Below are 19,357 nucleotides of genomic sequence, written 5' to 3'. Positions count from 1 at the left end.
CCTGCCAATCACAGCCGTTGATGCAAATCAAGATGCTACAACGCCCCACCCCCTAGACTCGCGGACATTGCCAGCCATCCCAGGGGAATGCCCGCATGCTCGACGCCATTCGTTGGGACCCAGATTTGATCCGCCGCTATGATCTGGCGGGACCGCGCTATACCTCATACCCGACCGCTATGCAGTTCAGTGATCAGGTCAGCCCGTTCGACCTGATGCACGCACTGCGCGAAAGCCGCAAGGCCCAGCGGCCGCTGTCACTGTATGTGCACGTGCCGTTCTGCGCGAACATTTGCTACTACTGTGCCTGCAACAAAGTCATTACCAAGGACCGTGGCCGGGCACAGCCGTACCTGCAAAAGCTCGAACAGGAAATCCAGCTGATTGCCTGCCACCTGGACCCCAAACAGAAGGTCGAGCAACTGCACTTCGGCGGTGGCACCCCGACTTTTCTCAGCCACGACGAATTGCGTCAACTGATGGCCAAGCTGCGCCAGCACTTCAACCTGCTGGACGACGACTCGGGTGATTACGGCATCGAAATCGACCCCCGCGAAGCCGACTGGTCGACCATGGGCCTGTTGCGTGAACTGGGCTTCAACCGGGTCAGCATCGGCCTGCAAGACCTCGACCCGGACGTGCAACGGGCGGTCAATCGCCTGCAAAGCCTGGAAGAAACCCGGGCCGTAATCGATGCCGCGCGCACGCTGCAATTTCGCTCGATCAATATTGACCTGATCTACGGCCTGCCCAAGCAAACCCCTGAAGCCTTTGCCCGCACGGTCGAAGAAGTGATCAGCCTGCAACCCGATCGCCTGTCGGTGTTCAACTACGCCCACCTGCCTGAGCGCTTTATGCCTCAGCGGCGCATCAACACCAATGACCTGCCCTCGCCTGCAGCAAAACTGCAGATGCTGGAACGCACCATCGAGCAACTGACCGGTGCCGGTTATCGCTATATCGGCATGGATCACTTTGCACTGCCGGACGACGAACTGGCGATCGCCCAGGAAGAATCCACCCTGCAACGCAACTTTCAGGGCTACACCACCCACGGGCATTGCGACCTGATCGGCCTTGGCGTCTCCGCCATCAGCCAGATTGGCGATCTGTACTGCCAGAATGACAGCGACCTGACGAGCTACCAGCACACCCTGGCCAGCGGCCAGCTCGCCACCCGTCGTGGCCTGGTGTGCAATCAGGACGACCGCATCCGTCGCGAGGTCATTCAGCAGATCATCTGCAACTTGCACCTGCCGTTCGCGCCTTTAGAGCAGGCGTTCAATATCGACTTTCGCGGGTATTTTTCGCCGCAGTGGCCAATGCTCAAGACCATGGCCGCCGACGGCCTGATTGCCCTGGATGACCAGCAACTGACCGTATTGCCTGCTGGACGGCTGCTGGTGCGCTCGATATGCATGGTGTTCGACGCCTACCTTGAGCAACAAACCCGCCAGCGCTATTCACGGGTGATTTAAGGCCTCAGACACGGCCTCTAAAGCATGAGATATGTGCACTGGCGTGGTGCGGCTGGTCTAGCCCCCCCACGCTGGGTTACCCTTGCATCTTATGTGTGTTTTCCTACAAGGATTTAAGAAATGTCCGAGCCAGTAAAAGTGCGCGCTCATAACCAGGCTCATTGCAAGGATTGCAGCCTGGCCCCTCTGTGCTTGCCACTTTCGTTGAACCTGGAAGACATGGATGCGCTGGAAGAAATCGTCAAGCGCGGCCGCCCACTGAAAAAAGGCGAATTTTTGTTCCGCCAGGGCGACACCTTTAATTCTGTCTACGCAGTACGTTCTGGCGCACTGAAAACCTTCAGCCTGAGTGACAACGGCGAAGAGCAAATCACCGGTTTCCACCTGCCAAGCGAGCTGGTCGGCCTGTCCGGAATGGACACCGAAACCTACCCGGTATCCGCTCAAGCACTGGAAACCACCCCGGTATGCGAGATCCCTTTCGAGCGTCTCGACGAACTTTCCGTGCAACTGCCACAGCTGCGTCGCCAATTGATGCGAGTGATGAGCCGGGAAATTCGCGACGATCAGCAAATGATGCTGCTGCTGTCGAAAAAGACTGCTGACGAGCGTATCGCCACCTTCCTGGTCAATCTGTCAGCCCGTTTCCGCGCTCGCGGCTTCTCGGCCAATCAGTTCCGCCTGAGCATGTCGCGTAACGAAATCGGCAATTACCTGGGCCTGGCCGTTGAAACCGTGTCCCGCGTATTCACCCGCCTGCAGGAAAACCAGCTGATCACAGCTGAAGGCAAGGAAGTGCATATCCTTGATCCGATCAAGCTGTGCGCCCTGGCTGGTGGTTCGCTGGAGGTCTAAGACTCCCTGGCGGGTTATACTGGCGGGCTTAACGCTCCCCCAGGACAGCCCGATATGGTCTCCGACGATTTTTGCCTCAAAACCCTGATCCGCCCGGTTATTGATTTCCCCAAGCCGGGCGTCATCTTTCGCGATATCACCCCGCTCTACCAATCGCCCCGCGCCATGCGCGTGATTGCCGACCGCTTTATCGAGCGCTACGTCGAGGCTGACTTCAGCCATATCGGCGCCATGGACGCCCGTGGCTTTCTGATTGGTTCGGTGCTGGCTCATCAGTTGAACAAACCGCTGATCCTGTTTCGCAAACAAGGCAAATTGCCCGCTGACGTATTGGCCGAAGGCTATCAAACGGAATATGGCGAAGCGTTTCTGGAGGTTCACGCCGACAGTTTGTGTGAAGGCGATTCGCTACTGATCGTTGATGACCTGATCGCTACTGGCGGCACGTTGATTGCGGCTGCCAACCTGGTGCGACGTATGGGAGCGCAGGTGTTTGAAGCAGCGGCGATTATTGATCTGCCTGAGCTGGGTGGTTCGCAGCGCTTGCAAGATATGGGTGTACCGACGTTCTGCCTGACCGAATTTTCGTTGACCGAATAATCAAAAGCGCCCTCACCCTAACCCTCTGGGAGAGTGAGGGGCTTTTGGTCAAAGTTACAAAGTGATCGGCCGACGTCCCGAAAACGAATGCGCCAAAGTACCGCCATCCACCAACTCCAGCTCACCACCCAGTGGCACGCCGTGGGCGATTCGCGAAGCGATCAGCCCTTTATTGCTTAGCAACTGGGCAATGTAATGCGCCGTCGCCTCACCTTCGACTGTCGGATTGGTCGCCAGGATCACTTCCGCAAAAGTCCCCTGCTCGGCAATGCGCGCCATCAATTGCGGAATGCCAATCGCCTCCGGGCCAAGGCCATCAAGCGGCGACAAATGCCCCTTGAGCACGAAGTAGCGTCCGCGATAGCCGGTCTGCTCCACGGCATACACATCCATCGGCCCTTCAACCACGCACAGCAAGGTGTCATCACGGCGCATATCGGCACACTGCGGGCACAGATCGTCTTCCGTAAGGGTTCTGCACAGGCGGCAGTGCCCCACGCCGTCCATCGCCTGGGTCAAGGCCAGAGCCAGGCGCGAGCCGCCACTGCGATCACGCTCAAGTAATTGCAACGCCATGCGCTGGGCGGTCTTTTGTCCCACGCCCGGCAAAGTACGCAAGGCATCGATCAATTGGCGAATCAGGGGGCTGAAGCTCATAGGGAAAGGTCCGACAAAACAACGAGACGCGGTTTATACCCGCGGTGTGGGCCAGCGTCAAATGCCCGTCAAACAGGCAAAAAAATGCCAGGTTCAAGGCCTGGCATTTTAAAGCACCTTAGAACGGCAACTTCATGCCAGGCGGCAGTTGCATGCCGGCGGTCACGCCAGACATCTTGTCCTGGCTGTTGGCTTCGATCTTGCGCACTGCGTCGTTGACGGCAGCGGCAAACAGGTCTTCCAGCACTTCGCGGTCGTCTTCGCTGACGCCTTCAAGCAGGGCAGGATCAATGCTTACACGCTTGATGTCGTGACGACCGGTCATGACCACAGTGACCATATCGCCACCGGCCTTGCCGGTCACTTCTGCATTGGCCAGCTCTTCCTGCATCTTGGCCATTTTTTCCTGCATCTGCTGCGCCTGCTTCATCAGGCCGGCCATGCCACCTTTCATCATGGGAATCACCTCAAACGTTATTTGGACAATGCACCCGTAATCAAAACGACCCCGGGCTGTAAGTTTCTGCTCTGGCGTTACGAGGCTTGAGCCTGCGCAACCTCTACAGGTTGAATCGTATCTTCGCGCACGGCCGCACCGAACTGCTCAACCATCTGCTGGACCAACGGGTCGGCATAAATCGACTCTTCAGCCAGGCGCTGACGCTCTGCACGAAAACGCGAAGCTGCCTGGGCCGGGGTTTCCTGTTCCGGCTTGACCAGTTCGATAGTGACTTTGAGTGTACGCTGAGTGAACTGGTTCAGTGCATCGTTAAGCCGACGCTGCTGGGTCAGGTTGAACAGCGCACTGTGGGCCGGGTCCAGATGCAACAACCAATCGTCACCGTCAACGGCAATCAGGGTGCAGTTGGCGCCAATGCTGGCAGTCATGCCCGATACTGGTAATTTGGGGAACATCTCCAGCCATTCAAGGGCCAGGCCGGTCGCCGGCATTGCCGCAGGCAACGGCTCGGGTTCAGGAGCAGGCTCGGCGGTATGCTCACTGGCCAGCTCATCGAGGTAGCTGTAGGCAGCCGAATCCATGTCCGGCTCGATATAGTCCTCGTCCAGCGGCGGCTCGTCGTCGCGATCCATGCCTGCAATGGCCGCATCCACCTGCTCCGGAGTCGGCTCGGGGATTGTCGCGGCTGACCATTCTGGCGCATCCGGCACAACACTGTCCGGCGTCGGCAGGGGCATCGGTGGCAACTCGGGCGGCTCACCGACGGTGTCCAGCATCGCCTCAGGCGCAGCCACATCCTCGATCACCGGCGCTGATGGCTCATTCCAGGGCAGGTCCTTTACAGGTGCTGCAGGCGCCTTGGGCGCCTCGACAGGTGCAGGGTCAGCCTGAACAACCGGCGCTTCGACAACCGGTGCAGGTGCAGCAACTACTGGCGCTACTGAAGCAGTGCCAGCCACGGTTTGGGCGGAATCAACTGTGGCCTGGCTGATCCCCACTGGCTTTAGCGGCTGACTCGGCGCATTGCCGGTGTCTGCCGGGCGGAAGGCCAGCATTCGCAGCATGACCATTTCAAAGCCACCCCGCGGGTCTGGTGCCAGCGGCAAGTCGCGCCGGCCAATCAGGCCCATCTGGTAATAAAACTGTACGTCTTCGGCGGGCAATGCCTGGGCCAGGGCCAACACGCGATCGCGGTCGCCATGACCGTTATCGACGCCGTCGGGCAACGCCTGGGCAATCGCAACACGGTGGAAAACGTTGAGTATCTCGGACAGCACGCCATTCCAGTCAGGGCCTTGCTCGGCCAGATGACGCACCGCCTCCAGCAGCGCCCGGGCATCGCCTTCAATCAGGGCGTGCAGCAAGTCGAATACCTGACCGTGATCTAGAGTGCCGAGCATCGCCCGCACATCGCCGGCCAGGACTTTGCCTTCGCCAAAAGCGATCGCCTGATCGGTGAGGCTCATGGCATCACGCATCGAGCCATCAGCCGCACGACCCAACAACCACAGCGCGTCGTCTTCAAACGGCACGTTTTCGACACTGAGGACATGGGTCAAATGCTCGACCACACGCTCTGGCGTCATGTTTTTCAGCGAGAACTGCAGGCAGCGCGACAGGATCGTGGCCGGCAGTTTCTGCGGATCTGTAGTCGCAAGGATGAATTTGACGTAGGGCGGCGGCTCTTCCAGGGTTTTGAGCAGCGCATTGAACGAATGACTGGAAAGCATGTGCACTTCGTCGATCAGATAGACCTTGAAGCGCCCACGGCTCGGCGCGTACTGCACGTTGTCGAGCAGCTCACGGGTGTCCTCGACCTTGGTGCGGCTGGCGGCGTCGATTTCGATCAGGTCGACAAAACGCCCCTCATCGATTTCGCGACAGACCGAGCACTCGCCACAAGGGGTCGAGGTGATACCTGTTTCACAGTTCAGGCATTTTGCGATGATCCGCGCAATGGTGGTCTTGCCGACGCCACGGGTACCGGTAAAGAGGTAGGCGTGGTGCAGGCGCTGACTGTCCAGGGCATTGATCAGAGCCTTGAGCACATGGGTCTGGCCGACCATTTCGCGGAACGAGCGCGGACGCCATTTACGTGCAAGAACCTGATAACTCATTGATAACCGTCGCGTCTGAAAAGCGGAGGAGGCTAATGCTAGCGGAGCAAGGGCAAAATTGCATCCGATGCGCACTTTAAACTGCGTGCAGGCTTGGCACAGGCGTTTTTACCCGCGCACAGACATGCATCGCCCGCTCTTTTGAGCGTCGAGAGGCGTTTTATTACAAGATTTGGATTTGCTTCAAACCCGGCAGAACTGCGGGTTTTAAAATGGAGGCAACCCCACCAGCCACACCCCGGCACACAATGTTCCCGCTGTGGCTGCTTCCTTCCGGATCTGACCAGGTTCACGGGTAATCGTTGCGGGGGGACCGATAGGGTCACCATAACAACATCCGCCTAGCAGCGAACGGCGCCATTGTACCTGTCTGAGAAAAACTTACAACCGCTCTGACAAGAATAAAAAAATGAATGGGTTCAAGCACTTGGATTCAGGTTCGAGTTTACTGTGGGAGCGGGCTTGCTCGCGATGAAGGCGCTGCAGTCTTTCAGGCAAACCGGGGCGATACCATCGCGAGCAAGCCCGCTCCCACAACTACCTGTCAGATCGAAATACCCTGCCCTTTCAAGAACGCCACAAAGGCTTCTTCATCCAGCACCTTGAGCCCCAGCTCATTGGCCTTGACCAGCTTGGAGCCGGCACCCGGCCCCGCCACCACGCAATGGGTCTTGCCCGACACCGAACCCGAGACCTTGGCGCCCAAACTCTCCAGCTTGTCCTTGGCCACATCACGACTCATCAGCTCCAGCGAGCCGGTCAGCACCCAGGTCTGACCTGCCAGTGGCAAGCCTGCCACGGCCTTTTTCTCGCTTTGCCAGTGCATACCGAAATCACGCAACTGCGCTTCGATTTCCAGCGCAGCCCGGGCATTTTCAGGGTTATCAAAAAACTCGCGCACGGCCTTGGCCTGTTTTTCAGGCAGGGCCTGGCGCATATCGAGCCAGTCCGCATTGATCACCCCTTCAAGGGTGCCAAATTTCTCGGCCAGTTTCTGCGCCCCGCCCGGCCCTACCGAAGGGATATGCAGCTTGTCGATCAACCCGCCCAATGTTGTGCTGGCGGCAAACTCGGCACCCAGATCACCTTGATCCTGCAATTCCAGACCACGCTCCAGCAGTTGGGCAATCACCTGCTGGTTGTGCGCATCACTGAAGAAGCTGTGAATCTCATGCGCCACTTCCAAGCCGACATCAGGCAAGTAGGTGAGTACTTGCGGCAAGGCCCGCTGCACACGCTCCAGAGAAGCCAGGGAGCGCGCCAGCACCTTGGCTGTCTCTTCGCCTACATCGGGAATGCCCAGGGCATAGATAAAGCGCGCCAAGGTCGGACGCTTGCTGTCGGCAATGGCCTGCAGCAGATTCTTGCTCGACAGCTCGGCAAAGCCTTCAAGGTCTACTATCTGCTCAAAAGCGAGGGTGTACAGATCGGCCGGCGAACTCACCAGACCTTCATCCACCAACTGCTCGACGCTTTTTTCGCCCAGCCCTTCAATGTCCATCGCCCGACGCGATACAAAATGAATAATCGCCTGTTTAAGCTGGGCACCGCAGGCCAGACGCCCAACACAGCGATACACGGCGCCTTCACTGATGGTTTCACGGCCCTTGCTGCGCTTGATCAGTTGCGTGCGCTCAACATGCGAGCCGCACACCGGGCAGTTTTCAGGAATCTGAACCGGGCGCGCATCGGCGGGACGGCGCTCCAGCACCACTTGCACCACCTGCGGAATTACATCGCCAGCACGGCGAATAATCACCGTATCGCCAATCATCAGACCCAGCCGCGCGACTTCATCCATGTTGTGCAGGGTCGCATTGGAGACAGTCACACCGGCCACTTTTACCGGCTTGAGACGTGCCACCGGCGTTACCGCACCGGTACGCCCCACCTGAAACTCCACATCCAGCAACTCGGTCAGCTCTTCCATTGCCGGGAACTTGTGAGCGATGGCCCAACGCGGCTCACGGGCACGAAAACCCAGCTCGCGCTGCGAAGCCAGGCTGTTGACCTTGAACACCACACCGTCGATTTCATAGGGCAACGAAGCGCGGCGCTCACCAATATCACGGTAGTAGTCCAGGCACTCGGCAATGCCCCTGGCCAGCTTCAGCTCGTGACTGATGGGCATGCCCCATTGCTGCAACTGCTTGAGATTGCCGATATGGGTATCAGAAAACTCTTCGGAGACCTGCCCCAGGCCGTAGCAGCAAAATTCCAGCGGGCGGCTGGCGGTGATTTTCGAATCCAGTTGACGCAAGCTGCCTGCCGCCGCGTTACGCGGGTTGGCAAAAGTCTTGCCCCCCGCCGCCAGCTGAGTCTCATTGAGACGATCAAAACCGGCCTTGGACATAAACACCTCGCCGCGCACTTCCAGCACAGCGGGCCAGCCGCTGCCATGCAGCTTGAGCGGAATATTGCGTACAGTGCGCACGTTAACGCTGATATCTTCGCCCGTGGTGCCATCACCTCGGGTAGCGCCACGCACCAGATTGCCATCCTGATACAACAAGCTGACCGCCAGCCCGTCCAGTTTGGGTTCACAGCTGTACTCGACTTCGACGCCACCGCCAAACAAATCCCCTGCGGGCAAGTCCAGACCTTCGCTGACACGACGATCAAACTCACGCATGTCGGTTTCGTCAAAGGCGTTGCCCAAGCTGAGCATGGGCACTTCGTGACGCACTTGCGTGAAGGCCGACAGGGCCGCACTGCCCACACGCTGGGTTGGTGAATCGGCGGTCACCAGTTCCGGATGCTCGGCTTCCAGCGCTTTCAACTCATGGAACAGGCGATCGTACTCGGCATCCGGAATGCTCGGCTCGTCGAGTACGTGGTAACGATAGTTATGCTGATCCAGTTCAGCACGCAGCTCTAGAATGCGGGTATTGGCGGCGGTCATGGGGTGTTCTCTCACAAAGCAAAAGAGCAGCCTAGGCTGCTCCTTGTATTAATCATTTTGCATATGCGCGGGGGCAGACACCCTGCCCCCACCCGTTCAGCGTTTTTGGGTCAGGGCGCGACGCTCGAACTCAACGATACGCTGGCGGTAGTGTTCAATGGTCTGGGCCGTCAAAACACTGCGCTGGTCGTCTTTAAGTTCGCCATTGAGCTCCTGGGACAGCTTGCGTGCAGCAGCCACCATCACATCAAAAGCCTGCTTGGGATGTCGCGGCCCCGGCAAACCGAGGAAGAAACTGACGGCTGGCGTGCTGAACAGGTCAATATCATCCAGGTCAAATACGCCCGGCTTGACCGCGTTCGCCATCGAGAACAGAACTTCGCCATTACCGGCCATGCTTTCGTGACGGTGGAAAATATCCATCTCACCAAAACGCAAACCGCTTTCCAGAATATTCTGCAACAGTGCCGGGCCCTTGAAGCCCGCCGGGTCACGGCTGATCACGCTGATCACCAACACTTCTTCAGCGGCTGGCTGCGACTGCGCCTCTTTGACTTCAGCAGCCGCCACACTCGGGGCTGAACGCCCACGCGGCTTGGCTACCGCGACATGATCGTCATCACGGGCACTGATGCTCGGGCCATCATCCAGATCGAGATTAAGGTTCAGGTCACCCTGGCTCGGCTCACCGCCGCGCTTGCCACGTTTGCTGCCCTTGTCCCGCGCCGGCATGCTGACCGATGGCAAGTCATGCTCATCGAGCTGCGGCTCTTTATGGGTTGGCGTATCCAGCACCCGTGACGGGCCCAGCAACTCAGGGCTGTGCTCGTCGTCAGGGGCGTTGGAAAAGCTGCGGTCAAGACGAAACTTGAGCTTGCCCTTGCCACCGCGCATGCGGCGCCAGCCATCAAAAAGAATACCGGCGATAACCACTATGCCGATGACTATCAGCCACTCGCGCAGACCGATTTCCATGTAATCCCTTGCCCCTAAAAAATGATTCTATGAAGAAGAGCCTAAAGCCCTTTAAAACGTGGCGCCAACTCTATGTTCTGAATGGCGTTTTGCCCACGTACAAAAAATTAGACGTTAAATTAACACGACCAAAGATAACTTTACACCGTCTGTCGCATTGAGCTAGGCCCATATAGCCTTAGACCTACAAGTCATACCGGTAAAATCTTAGATAATTTTCTTACAAGAAGAAAAAAATCGTCCTACATGCTTATAGCTCAAGCATCCACCATTGCCATTGCCTCCTCCACATCAACCGCTACAAGACGTGAACAACCGGGCTCATGCATCGTCACCCCCATCAACTGATCCGCCATCTCCATGGCGATCTTGTTGTGGGTGATGTAGATAAATTGCACGGTCTGCGACATCTCTTTAACCAGGCGTGCATAGCGCCCCACGTTGGCGTCATCCAGCGGTGCATCGACTTCGTCGAGCATGCAGAACGGTGCCGGGTTGAGCTTGAAAATGGCAAAAACCAATGCCAGCGCCGTCAAGGCTTTCTCGCCACCGGACAGCAAATGGATGGTGCTGTTCTTCTTGCCCGGCGGCCGCGCCATGATGGTTACCCCTGTATCGAGTAAATCTTCGCCCGTCAGTTCCAAATAAGCGCTGCCGCCACCGAAAACTTTTGGGAAAAGTGCCTGTAATCCACCATTTATCTGATCAAAGGTGTCTTTGAAGCGGCTGCGGGTCTCTTTGTCGATCTTGCGAATAACGTTTTCCAGTGTATCCAGGGCCTCGACCAGGTCGGCATCCTGAGCATCCAGGTAGCGCTTGCGCTCCGATTGCTGCTGGTACTCATCGATGGCCGCAAGGTTGATCGCGCCCAGGCGTTGAATCCGCGCAGCAATACGCTCCAGCTCTTCTTCGGCCTGCTGCTCATTGAGCTCTGTATTCAGAGTGGCAAGTACCCCGTGCAAATCATAGCCATCGGCCAGCAATTGATCCTGCAACGCTGTTCTGCGTACGGTCAGGGCTTGCCATTCCATGCGCTGCTGCTCCAGTTGACCGCGAATCAGCTGTGACTGCTGCTCAGCCTGGTTGCGGCGCTTTTCAGCATCGCGCAATTCGCGATCGGCATCTTCCAGCGCAGTCTGGGCAATCTTGAGTTCTTCATCCACGCTCAGGCGCTTGTCCAGCAGCTCTTCGAGCTTCAGGCGCAGCTCTTCGAGGGGAGCTTCGCCCTCCTCCAGATTGAGACTGAGCTGCTCACGCTTTTCAGCCAGACGCTCGGCCTGCATTTCAAGGCGCTCAAGGGCCTGTCGGGTCGAATCGTGCTGCGCTTTGAGCGAGCCCAGGCGAACCGCCAACTGATGAGCGTGATCCTTGTGCTGACGAGCATCCTGACGCACCCGGTCCAGTTGCTCACGCAAACTGTCGCGCCGGGCCAGCAGCAGTTCACGCTGCTCGGTATCGGTGGCCATGGCATCCAAGGCATCCTGCAACAGCAGACGCGCCTCACCGACTTGCTCGTGCTCGAGTGCGCGCTGCTCACCCAGCTCAGCCAGCTCTTCGTCCAGGCGACGACGGCGCAGGGTCAATTGCTCGACCTTGGCTTTGCTGGCCGATAGTTTGGCCTTGATCTCACCCTGTTGGCGGGCTTCGTCTTGCAAGCGGCGACGAACCTGCTCACGGGAATCTTCCTGCGCAAGCTGTTGCTCGCGCAGGTTTTGCAGTTGCTCTTCCAGAGTCGCGAGGGTGGCCTCACGCTCTTCGCGCTCAAGTCCCAGACGCTGGATTTCCTGACCACGAGCCAGAACACCGCTTTCAGCCTCACTGGCCCGGCGCACCCGCAAAAAGTTGCGACCAACCCAATAGCCATCACGGCTGATCAGGCTTTGCCCATCAAGCAGTTGCCCGCGCAGGGCCAGGGCTTGCTCAAGGGTCTCCACCGGTTTGACCTGACCCAGCCACGGCGCCAGATCAAAATCGGCCTCGACCTTGTCGAGCAGGCTGCCGACCATGCGGGATGCCTGAGCACCGCCACTGAACAGGCGCAAATCGCCCTGGGCAAAGCCAGCCAGGTCCAGTTGTGCAAAATCATCAACCAGCACGGCCTGCAAGTCAGCGCCCAGCACGGTTTCAACCGCCAGCTCCCAGCCCGCTTGCACGCGCAGGCCTTCGGCCAGACGTGGTTGCTCGGCAAGCTTCTGGTCGCGCAGCCACTCACCGGCACCGGTGCCTGGGTCAAGCGCAGCCTGCTGCAAGGCCTCAAGCGAGGCCAACCGGCCGTTAAGCCGCTGCAGCTCGCCCTGGGCCTGCTGCTGGTTTTGCGTGGCCTGTTGCAAGTCATGACGCACTTGTTCCAGGCGTTCGACCAGTTGTTCTTCGCTGGCTTGCAGCTCCTCCTGGGTCAGCTCGCTGGTGGCAAGTTGCTCACTCAGTTCCAGAATTGCCGCATCTTCAGGGTCTGCGGCCAGCAAGGCACGCTCTTCAGCCAAACGACGCTGACGCTCTGCCACCCGCTCCATGCTGGTTTCCAACTGCTGGATACGGGCCTGCAAGACTTCGGACTGGCGCTGCGGCTCGGCCGAGCGCTGGTTGAAACTGTCCCACTGTTCCTGCCAGCCATGCATGGTGTGCTCGGACACCTCCAGCGCGGCGGCGGCCTCTTCGGCGGCGGCGCTGGTCAGCTCCTGCTCGGGCTCAAGCATTTGCAGCTCTTCACCCAAGGTCGCAAGCATGGTGCGGTCATGACCCAGATGAGACTCTGTTTCCAGACGCGAGCGCTCGGCCTCACGCAGATCATCCTGCAACTGACGCAACCGCTGCTGGCCGTGCTGAATACTCTGCTCGACACGGGCAATATCGCCACCCACAGAATAGAAGCGGCCCTGCACCAGATTGAAGCGCTCTGACAGATCATGGTGCCCGTCACGCAAGCGTTCGATGCTCGCATCGGCGTTGCGCTGCTCGGCCACCAGGGCTTCAAAGCTGACTTCCTGATTGCCGATGACCGCTTCGCGCTGGCCGACCTGTTCGTTCAGGGCCTGCCAGCGCAGGGCTGACAGTTGGGCCTTGAGCTGACGCTCTTCGGCCTTGTACTCCTGATACTTCTCGGCGGCCTGGGCCTGACGGTGCAAGCGCTCCAGCTGACGCCCCAGCTCATCTCGCAGGTCAGTCAGACGGGCAAGGTTTTCGTGGGTGCGGCGGATACGGTTTTCGGTCTCGCGACGGCGCTCCTTGTACTTGGAGATGCCCGCTGCCTCTTCGATAAAATTACGCAGGTCTTCAGGCTTGGACTCGATCAGCTTGGAGATCATGCCCTGCTCGATAATCGAGTAGCTGCGCGGCCCCAGGCCAGTACCGAGGAAGATATCGGTAATATCACGCCGACGGCACTTGGTGCCATTGAGGTAATAGGTGGTCTGGCTGTCGCGGGTGACTTTGCGTCGGATCGAGATCTCGGCGTAAGCCGCATACTCACCCAGCAGGGTGCCGTCGGAGTTGTCGAAGACCAGTTCGATACTGGCCTGGCTCACCGGCTTGCGCGTAGTGGAGCCATTGAAGATAACGTCGGTCATCGACTCGCCGCGCAGGTTTTTCGCCGAGCTTTCGCCCATTACCCAGCGCACGGCATCGATGATGTTGGATTTTCCGCAGCCGTTGGGGCCTACAACCGCCGCCATATTGCTCGGAAAGGTAACGGTTGTCGGGTCAACAAAAGACTTGAAGCCGGCCAGCTTGATACAGGTCAGGCGCACGCTCAGGCAACCGTCAAGGCAGACAGCACCAGCGCACAGCTGCGCTGGGCATAGCGGCTCAGCACCACACGAATTTGCATCAGGTCACGCGCCAGTACGGCTTCGAGCAACTGCGCAAACAACGCCAGGAACTCGCTCATCTCGGCCTTGCGCTGATCCAGTGCCAGGTAATAGGCACGGCTCATGGCCGGATGCAGGTTCTCGACGGTTTCCTGCAAATAGGGGTTGTCGGCAAACGGGTACGCCGCACGCATCACATTGAAGCTGTCTTCAACAAAGGAGCTGATGTCCTGGCGCTCAAAGCTGGCGACCAGACGCTGCTGGATTTGCAGAAACGGCCCCAGATCGGCCTGCACAGCCCAGCGCTGGGCCACCGCATTACCGAGCAGGATGTACATCTCGCTCATCAGCGTGCACAGGCTCTGCACCTTGTGCGGCGTGAGCTCGGTCACATGGGCACCACGGCGCGGCAGAATGGCGATCAGATGGCGCCGCTCAAGGATCAACAAGGCTTCGCGCACAGATCCGCGACTGACATTCAGCGCCAGCGTCACTTTCTGTTCCTGAATGCGTTCTCCAGGCTTTAACTCGCCGCGAATGATGCGTTCGGCGAGGTGGTGAGCGATTTGCTCGGCGAGGCTGTCCGGCGCCTTGAACGTCATGTTTTTCCTTCAAAATCTTTGATCAGTACAGACCGCGCAGTGTAACGCACTTGATATGCGCTCGCGCAGAGCCCCAATGCCTGAATATGGCACGAAACCCGCAAATAAATCCCCCGGATATCAATCAACGGGATGACCGACCGCTATTTCTTGACCCAAAGGTCAGCTTTAGCTAAATTCAATACATCCCGCGTTACAACAATAATGATTATGCGAGGCCTTCCGTGATCCAGTTCCTACTCAACCAGACGCTGCGCACCGAGCACACGCTGGACCCGAATTTGACCGTGCTCAACTACCTGCGTGAGCACCTGCATAAACCCGGCACCAAAGAAGGCTGCGCCAGCGGTGACTGTGGCGCCTGCACGGTGGTGGTGGGCGAACTGCACACCGACGCTCAAGGCCTTGAACGGTTGCGCTATCGCAGCCTCAACTCGTGCCTGACCTTTGTCTCGGCCCTGCACGGCAAGCAACTGATCAGCATCGAAGACCTCAAGCACAAGGGCCAGTTGCACAGCGTGCAGCGGGCTATGGTCGACTGCCACGGCTCCCAGTGCGGGTTTTGCACGCCCGGCTTTGTGATGTCGCTGTTCGCCCTGCAAAAAAACAGCGCAGGCCAGGCCGATGGTCATCAGGCTCACGAAGCACTGGCAGGCAACCTGTGTCGCTGCACCGGCTACCGGCCGATTCTGGCGGCTGCCGAGCAGGCTTGCTGCGGGCAGCAACAGGATCAGTTCGATGAACAGCAGAGCGGGACCATTGCCCTGCTCAAGAGCATAGCCCCGACCCAGACCGGTGAGCTGAACAGCGGCGACAAACGCTGCCTGCTGCCCCTGACCATCAGTGACCTGGCCGAACTCTATGAATCCCAGCCCCAGGCCCGCCTGCTGGCTGGCGGCACCGATCTGGCGCTGGAAGTCACCCAGTTCCATCGCCCGTTGCCGGTCATGATCTACGTCGGCAACGTGGCCGAAATGAAGCGTATCGAACACTTTGATGAGCGTATTGAAATCGGCGCGGCAGTGTCGCTGACCGACGCCTACAGCACGCTCAAGGCTGAATACCCGGACTTTGGCGAACTGCTGCAACGCTTCGCCTCGCTGCAAATTCGCAATCAGGGGACACTGGGCGGCAATATCGGCAACGCCTCGCCGATTGGCGACTCGCCCCCCCTGCTGATTGCCCTCGGCGCACAACTGGTACTGCGTAAAGGCGAAACCCGACGCACCCTGGCGATTGAGGACTACTTTATCGATTACCGGGTTACCGCCCGCCAGGAAGGCGAGTTTATCGAAAAGATCGTGATACCCCGCGCCGACGCCAACCATGTATTTCGTGCCTATAAAGTCTCCAAACGCCTGGATGACGATATCAGTGCGGTGTGCGCAGCCTTCAACCTGCGCATCGACAACGGCGTAGTCAGCGAAGCCCGCGTGGCATTCGGCGGCATGGCTGCAACCTGCAAGCGCGCCAAAACCTGTGAAGCTGTTTTGCTCGGTGCCGACTGGAACAGCACCAGCATTGAGCGCGCCTGCGCGGCACTGGCCACAGATTTCACCCCGCTCTCGGACTTTCGCGCCAGCAAGGAATACCGCCTGCTAAGCGCACAAAACCTGCTGCGCAAATACTTCATCGAACTGCAAACGCCACATCTTGAGACGCGGGTAACAGCTTATGTCTAACCATCACAAGGTTGCACCCACCCAGGCCGAATTGACCGCCCTCTTCCAGCAGGACTTGAAGACCGGCGTGGGCCGCAGCGTCAAGCATGACAGCGCCGAGAAACACGTCTCAGGCGAAGCGCAGTACATTGATGACCGGCTTGAATTCCCCAACCAGCTACATCTTTATGCACGGCTTTCAGACCGCGCCCACGCCAGGATCATCAGCGTCGACACCACGCCCTGCTACGCCATTGAAGGGGTGCGCCTGGTCATCACCCACGAAGACATACCCGGTCTAAAGGACATTGGCCCGCTGCTGCCCGGCGATCCGCTGCTGGCCATCGACAAGGTGGAGTTTGTCGGCCAGCCCGTGCTGGCTGTGGCCGCCTGCGACCTGGACACGGCGCGCAAGGCGGCAATGGCCGCCATTATCGAATACGAAGACCTGGAACCGGTGCTGGACGTGGTCCAGGCGCTGCGCCAGAAGCACTTCGTACTCGATACCCACACCCATCAGCGGGGTGATTCAAGTGGCGCTCTGGCCGCGGCCGAACATCGCCTGCAAGGCAGCCTGCATATCGGCGGTCAGGAGCACTTCTACCTCGAAACCCAGATTTCATCGGTCATGCCCACCGAAGACGGCGGGATGATTGTTTACTGCTCCACGCAAAACCCCACCGAAGTGCAGAAACTGGTGGCTGAAGTGCTCGACGTGTCGATGAACAAGATCGTCGTCGATATGCGCCGCATGGGCGGCGGCTTTGGCGGCAAGGAAACCCAGGCCGCCAGCCCCGCCTGCCTGTGCGCAGTGGTGGCACGCCTGACCGGGCAACCGACCAAGATGCGCCTGCCGCGGGTCGAAGACATGCTGATGACCGGCAAGCGCCACCCGTTTTATATCGAGTACGACGTCGGCTTCGACGCCAGCGGCCGCTTGCAAGGCATCAACCTGGACCTGGCGGGCAACTGCGGCTGCTCGCCGGACTTGTCCAACTCCATCGTCGACCGCGCCATGTTCCACGCCGACAACGCCTATTACCTGGGCGATGCGACGATCAATGGCTACCGCTGCAAGACCAACACCGCGTCCAACACCGCCTATCGCGGTTTTGGCGGCCCCCAGGGCATGGTCGCCATTGAAGAAGTCATGGACCATATTGCCCGCCATCTGGGCCTCGACCCGCTGGCCGTGCGCAAGGCCAACTACTACGGCAAGACCGTGCGCAACGTAACCCACTACTACCAGACCGTGGAGCACAACCTGCTGGAAGAAATGACCGCCGACCTTGAGGCCAGCAGCCAGTACGCCGAGCGCCGCGAAGCAATCAAGGCATTCAACGCCAGCAGCCCGATCCTGAAAAAAGGCCTGGCCCTGACCCCGGTCAAATTCGGCATTTCCTTTACCGCCAGCTTCCTTAACCAGGCCGGCGCCCTGATCCACATCTACACCGATGGCAGCATCCACCTTAACCACGGCGGCACCGAGATGGGCCAGGGCCTGAACATCAAGGTCGCGCAGGTGGTGGCCGAGGTGTTTCAGGTGGATATCAGCCGTGTGCAAATCACTGCCACCAACACCGACAAGGTGCCCAATACCTCGCCTACTGCTGCATCCAGCGGTGCCGACCTGAATGGCAAGGCCGCCCAGAACGCGGCTGAAATCATCAAGCAGCGTCTTGTGGAGTTTGCCGCCAGTAAATATCTGGTCGAGCAACAGGCGGTGATTTTCCATAACGGCCAAGTGCGGGTTGGCGAGCAGATCATCAGCTTTGAAGCACTGATCCAGCAGGCCTATTTCGGTCAGGTATCGTTGTCGAGCACCGGTTACTACAAAACCCCGAAAATCTTTTATGACCGCACTGAGGCACGCGGCCGACCGTTTTACTACTTTGCCTTTGGCGCCGCCTGCGCCGAGGTGATCGTCGATACCCTGACCGGCGAATACAAAATGCTGCGCACCGATATCCTCCACGATGTCGGCGCATCGCTGAACCCGGCCATTGATATCGGCCAGGTCGAAGGCGGCTATATTCAGGGCGCCGGCTGGCTGACCATGGAAGAGCTGGTATGGAACGCCAAGGGCAAGCTGATGACCAATGGCCCGGCCAGCTACAAAATCCCGGCGGTGGCGGACATGCCACTGGACCTGCGCGTCACCCTGGTGGAAAACCGCAAAAACCCCGAAGACACCGTGTTCCACTCCAAAGCCGTCGGCGAGCCGCCGTTTATGCTGGGTATCGCCGCCTGGTGCGCAATCAAGGACGCCGTTGCGAGCCTGGCTGACTACCGCGTGCAACCGGCGATAGATGCACCAGCGACACCGGAACGGGTGCTGTGGGGCTGTGAGCAAATGCGCAAAATCCTGTCGGGAGAGCAGCATGAATAACTGGATCAGCGCCCTGGCCCAACTGCAGCAGCGAGGTGAACCTTGCGTGCTGGTGACCATTATCGAAGAGCAAGGCTCAACCCCGCGTAATGCCGGCTCGAAGATGGTGATTTGCGCCGAACAGATATTCGACACCATCGGCGGTGGCCACCTGGAATACAAGGCCATGGAAATTGCCCGGCAGATGCTCAGCAGCGGCAAGCAAGACACCCATTTGCAACGTTTCAGCCTCGGTGCCAGCCTGGGTCAGTGCTGTGGCGGCGTGGCCGTGCTGCTGTTCGAGCCCATGGGCCAGGTGCAGGCGCAGATCGCCGTATTTGGCGCCGGGCATGTGGCCCGGGCACTGGTGCCGTTGCTCGCCAGCCTGCCATGCCGGGTGCGCTGGATCGACTCGCGGGAGCAGGAATTCCCTGCCCCGATCCCTCAAGGCGTGGAAAAAATCGTCACCGATGAGCCCGTCGACGAGGTAGATGGATTGCCAGCGGGTTGCTACTGCATCGTCATGACGCATAATCACGCCCTGGACCTGGAACTCAGCGCGGCCCTGCTCAAACGCAACGACTTTACCTACTTCGGCTTGATTGGCTCCAAAACCAAACGTGTGAAGTTCGAACATCGCCTGCGTGAGCGCGGTATCGGCGCCTCAAATTTGCAGCGAATGCGCTGCCCGATGGGCTTGAGCGAAGTCAAAGGCAAACTGCCGGTTGAAATCGCGATTTCCATCGCCGGCGAAATCATCGCCACTTACAACACCCATTTCGGCCAGCACACTGCGAGCGCCGACAGCGCGTCATCTGAATCCATTAAACAATTGCTGCCGTCTTCGCGACGCAGCCATGCCACACACTGAGAATT

Annotated in this window: 13 protein-coding genes and 1 other RNA gene; 6 read left to right on the top strand and 8 right to left on the bottom strand. The window is 58.9% G+C overall.

Annotated features, from left to right (window positions below; translation table 11 throughout):
- Nucleotides 1-95: 95 nt before the first annotated feature.
- From hemN to ACZRMH_RS03320, 3 genes are all read left to right on the top strand, one after another.
- A complete protein-coding gene (gene hemN, locus ACZRMH_RS03330; RefSeq protein WP_464012139.1) occupies nucleotides 96-1,478 on the top strand; it encodes an oxygen-independent coproporphyrinogen III oxidase in 1,383 nt (460 codons plus the stop codon).
- Between the two features lie 120 nt (nucleotides 1,479-1,598).
- Nucleotides 1,599-2,333: a fumarate/nitrate reduction transcriptional regulator Fnr gene (gene fnr, locus ACZRMH_RS03325; protein WP_464012138.1), complete on the top strand. Its 735-nt coding sequence runs from the start codon at nucleotides 1,599-1,601 to the stop codon at nucleotides 2,331-2,333.
- Nucleotides 2,334-2,387: 54 nt separating this feature from the next.
- On the top strand, nucleotides 2,388-2,933 hold the full coding sequence (locus ACZRMH_RS03320) for an adenine phosphoribosyltransferase (RefSeq protein WP_464012137.1): 546 nt from the start codon (nucleotides 2,388-2,390) through the stop codon (nucleotides 2,931-2,933).
- A 54-nt stretch (nucleotides 2,934-2,987) separates the two neighbouring features.
- On the opposite strand, the gene recR is transcribed toward ACZRMH_RS03320, so the two are convergent.
- The 8 genes from recR to ACZRMH_RS03280 form a co-directional block, all read right to left on the bottom strand.
- Nucleotides 2,988-3,590 carry a recombination mediator RecR gene (gene recR, locus ACZRMH_RS03315; RefSeq protein ID WP_464012136.1) on the bottom strand — a complete coding sequence of 201 codons (603 nt, stop codon included), beginning with the start codon at nucleotides 3,588-3,590 and terminating at the stop codon, nucleotides 2,988-2,990.
- 118 nt (nucleotides 3,591-3,708) lie between these two features.
- Nucleotides 3,709-4,047, bottom strand: a complete 339-nt coding sequence (locus ACZRMH_RS03310) for a YbaB/EbfC family nucleoid-associated protein (RefSeq protein ID WP_019826710.1) — start codon at nucleotides 4,045-4,047, stop codon at nucleotides 3,709-3,711.
- A gap of 77 nt (nucleotides 4,048-4,124) precedes the next feature.
- Complete coding sequence (gene dnaX, locus ACZRMH_RS03305) at nucleotides 4,125-6,167, bottom strand: DNA polymerase III subunit gamma/tau (RefSeq protein WP_464012135.1); 2,043 nt, start codon at nucleotides 6,165-6,167, stop codon at nucleotides 4,125-4,127.
- A 222-nt stretch (nucleotides 6,168-6,389) separates the two neighbouring features.
- An RNA gene (gene ffs / locus ACZRMH_RS03300) (signal recognition particle sRNA small type) lies at nucleotides 6,390-6,486 on the bottom strand.
- A 225-nt stretch (nucleotides 6,487-6,711) separates the two neighbouring features.
- Nucleotides 6,712-9,069, bottom strand: a complete 2,358-nt coding sequence (gene ligA, locus ACZRMH_RS03295; protein WP_464012134.1) for an NAD-dependent DNA ligase LigA — start codon at nucleotides 9,067-9,069, stop codon at nucleotides 6,712-6,714.
- A gap of 96 nt (nucleotides 9,070-9,165) precedes the next feature.
- Nucleotides 9,166-10,044 (bottom strand): cell division protein ZipA, encoded by an 879-nt coding sequence (gene zipA / locus ACZRMH_RS03290; protein WP_464012133.1) that lies wholly within the window; start codon nucleotides 10,042-10,044, stop codon nucleotides 9,166-9,168.
- A gap of 257 nt (nucleotides 10,045-10,301) precedes the next feature.
- Complete coding sequence (smc, locus tag ACZRMH_RS03285) at nucleotides 10,302-13,790, bottom strand: chromosome segregation protein SMC (RefSeq protein ID WP_464012132.1); 3,489 nt, start codon at nucleotides 13,788-13,790, stop codon at nucleotides 10,302-10,304.
- A 2-nt stretch (nucleotides 13,791-13,792) separates the two neighbouring features.
- On the bottom strand, nucleotides 13,793-14,452 hold the full coding sequence (locus ACZRMH_RS03280; protein WP_464012131.1) for a GntR family transcriptional regulator: 660 nt from the start codon (nucleotides 14,450-14,452) through the stop codon (nucleotides 13,793-13,795).
- Between the two features lie 224 nt (nucleotides 14,453-14,676).
- Here ACZRMH_RS03280 and xdhA point away from each other — a divergent pair, with 224 nt between their 5' ends.
- Genes xdhA through xdhC form a run of 3 tightly spaced genes read left to right on the top strand, consistent with a single transcriptional unit; the run spans nucleotide 14,677 to nucleotide 19,352 of the window.
- Nucleotides 14,677-16,134, top strand: coding sequence for a xanthine dehydrogenase small subunit (xdhA, locus tag ACZRMH_RS03275; RefSeq protein WP_464012130.1), 1,458 nt, complete (start codon nucleotides 14,677-14,679; stop codon nucleotides 16,132-16,134).
- A complete protein-coding gene (gene xdhB / locus ACZRMH_RS03270) occupies nucleotides 16,127-18,502 on the top strand; it encodes a xanthine dehydrogenase molybdopterin binding subunit (RefSeq protein WP_464012129.1) in 2,376 nt (791 codons plus the stop codon). The genes xdhA and xdhB overlap by 8 nt, the downstream gene beginning before the upstream one ends.
- On the top strand, nucleotides 18,495-19,352 hold the full coding sequence (gene xdhC / locus ACZRMH_RS03265; protein WP_464012128.1) for a xanthine dehydrogenase accessory protein XdhC: 858 nt from the start codon (nucleotides 18,495-18,497) through the stop codon (nucleotides 19,350-19,352). Before xdhB ends, xdhC begins: the two co-directional genes overlap by 8 nt.
- Nucleotides 19,353-19,357: the final 5 nt, after the last annotated feature.

This window comes from Pseudomonas sp. B414, from assembly GCF_055408445.1.
Note: the sequence above shows the minus strand (reverse complement) of the source record. Positions and strands in the feature narration are given on the sequence as shown.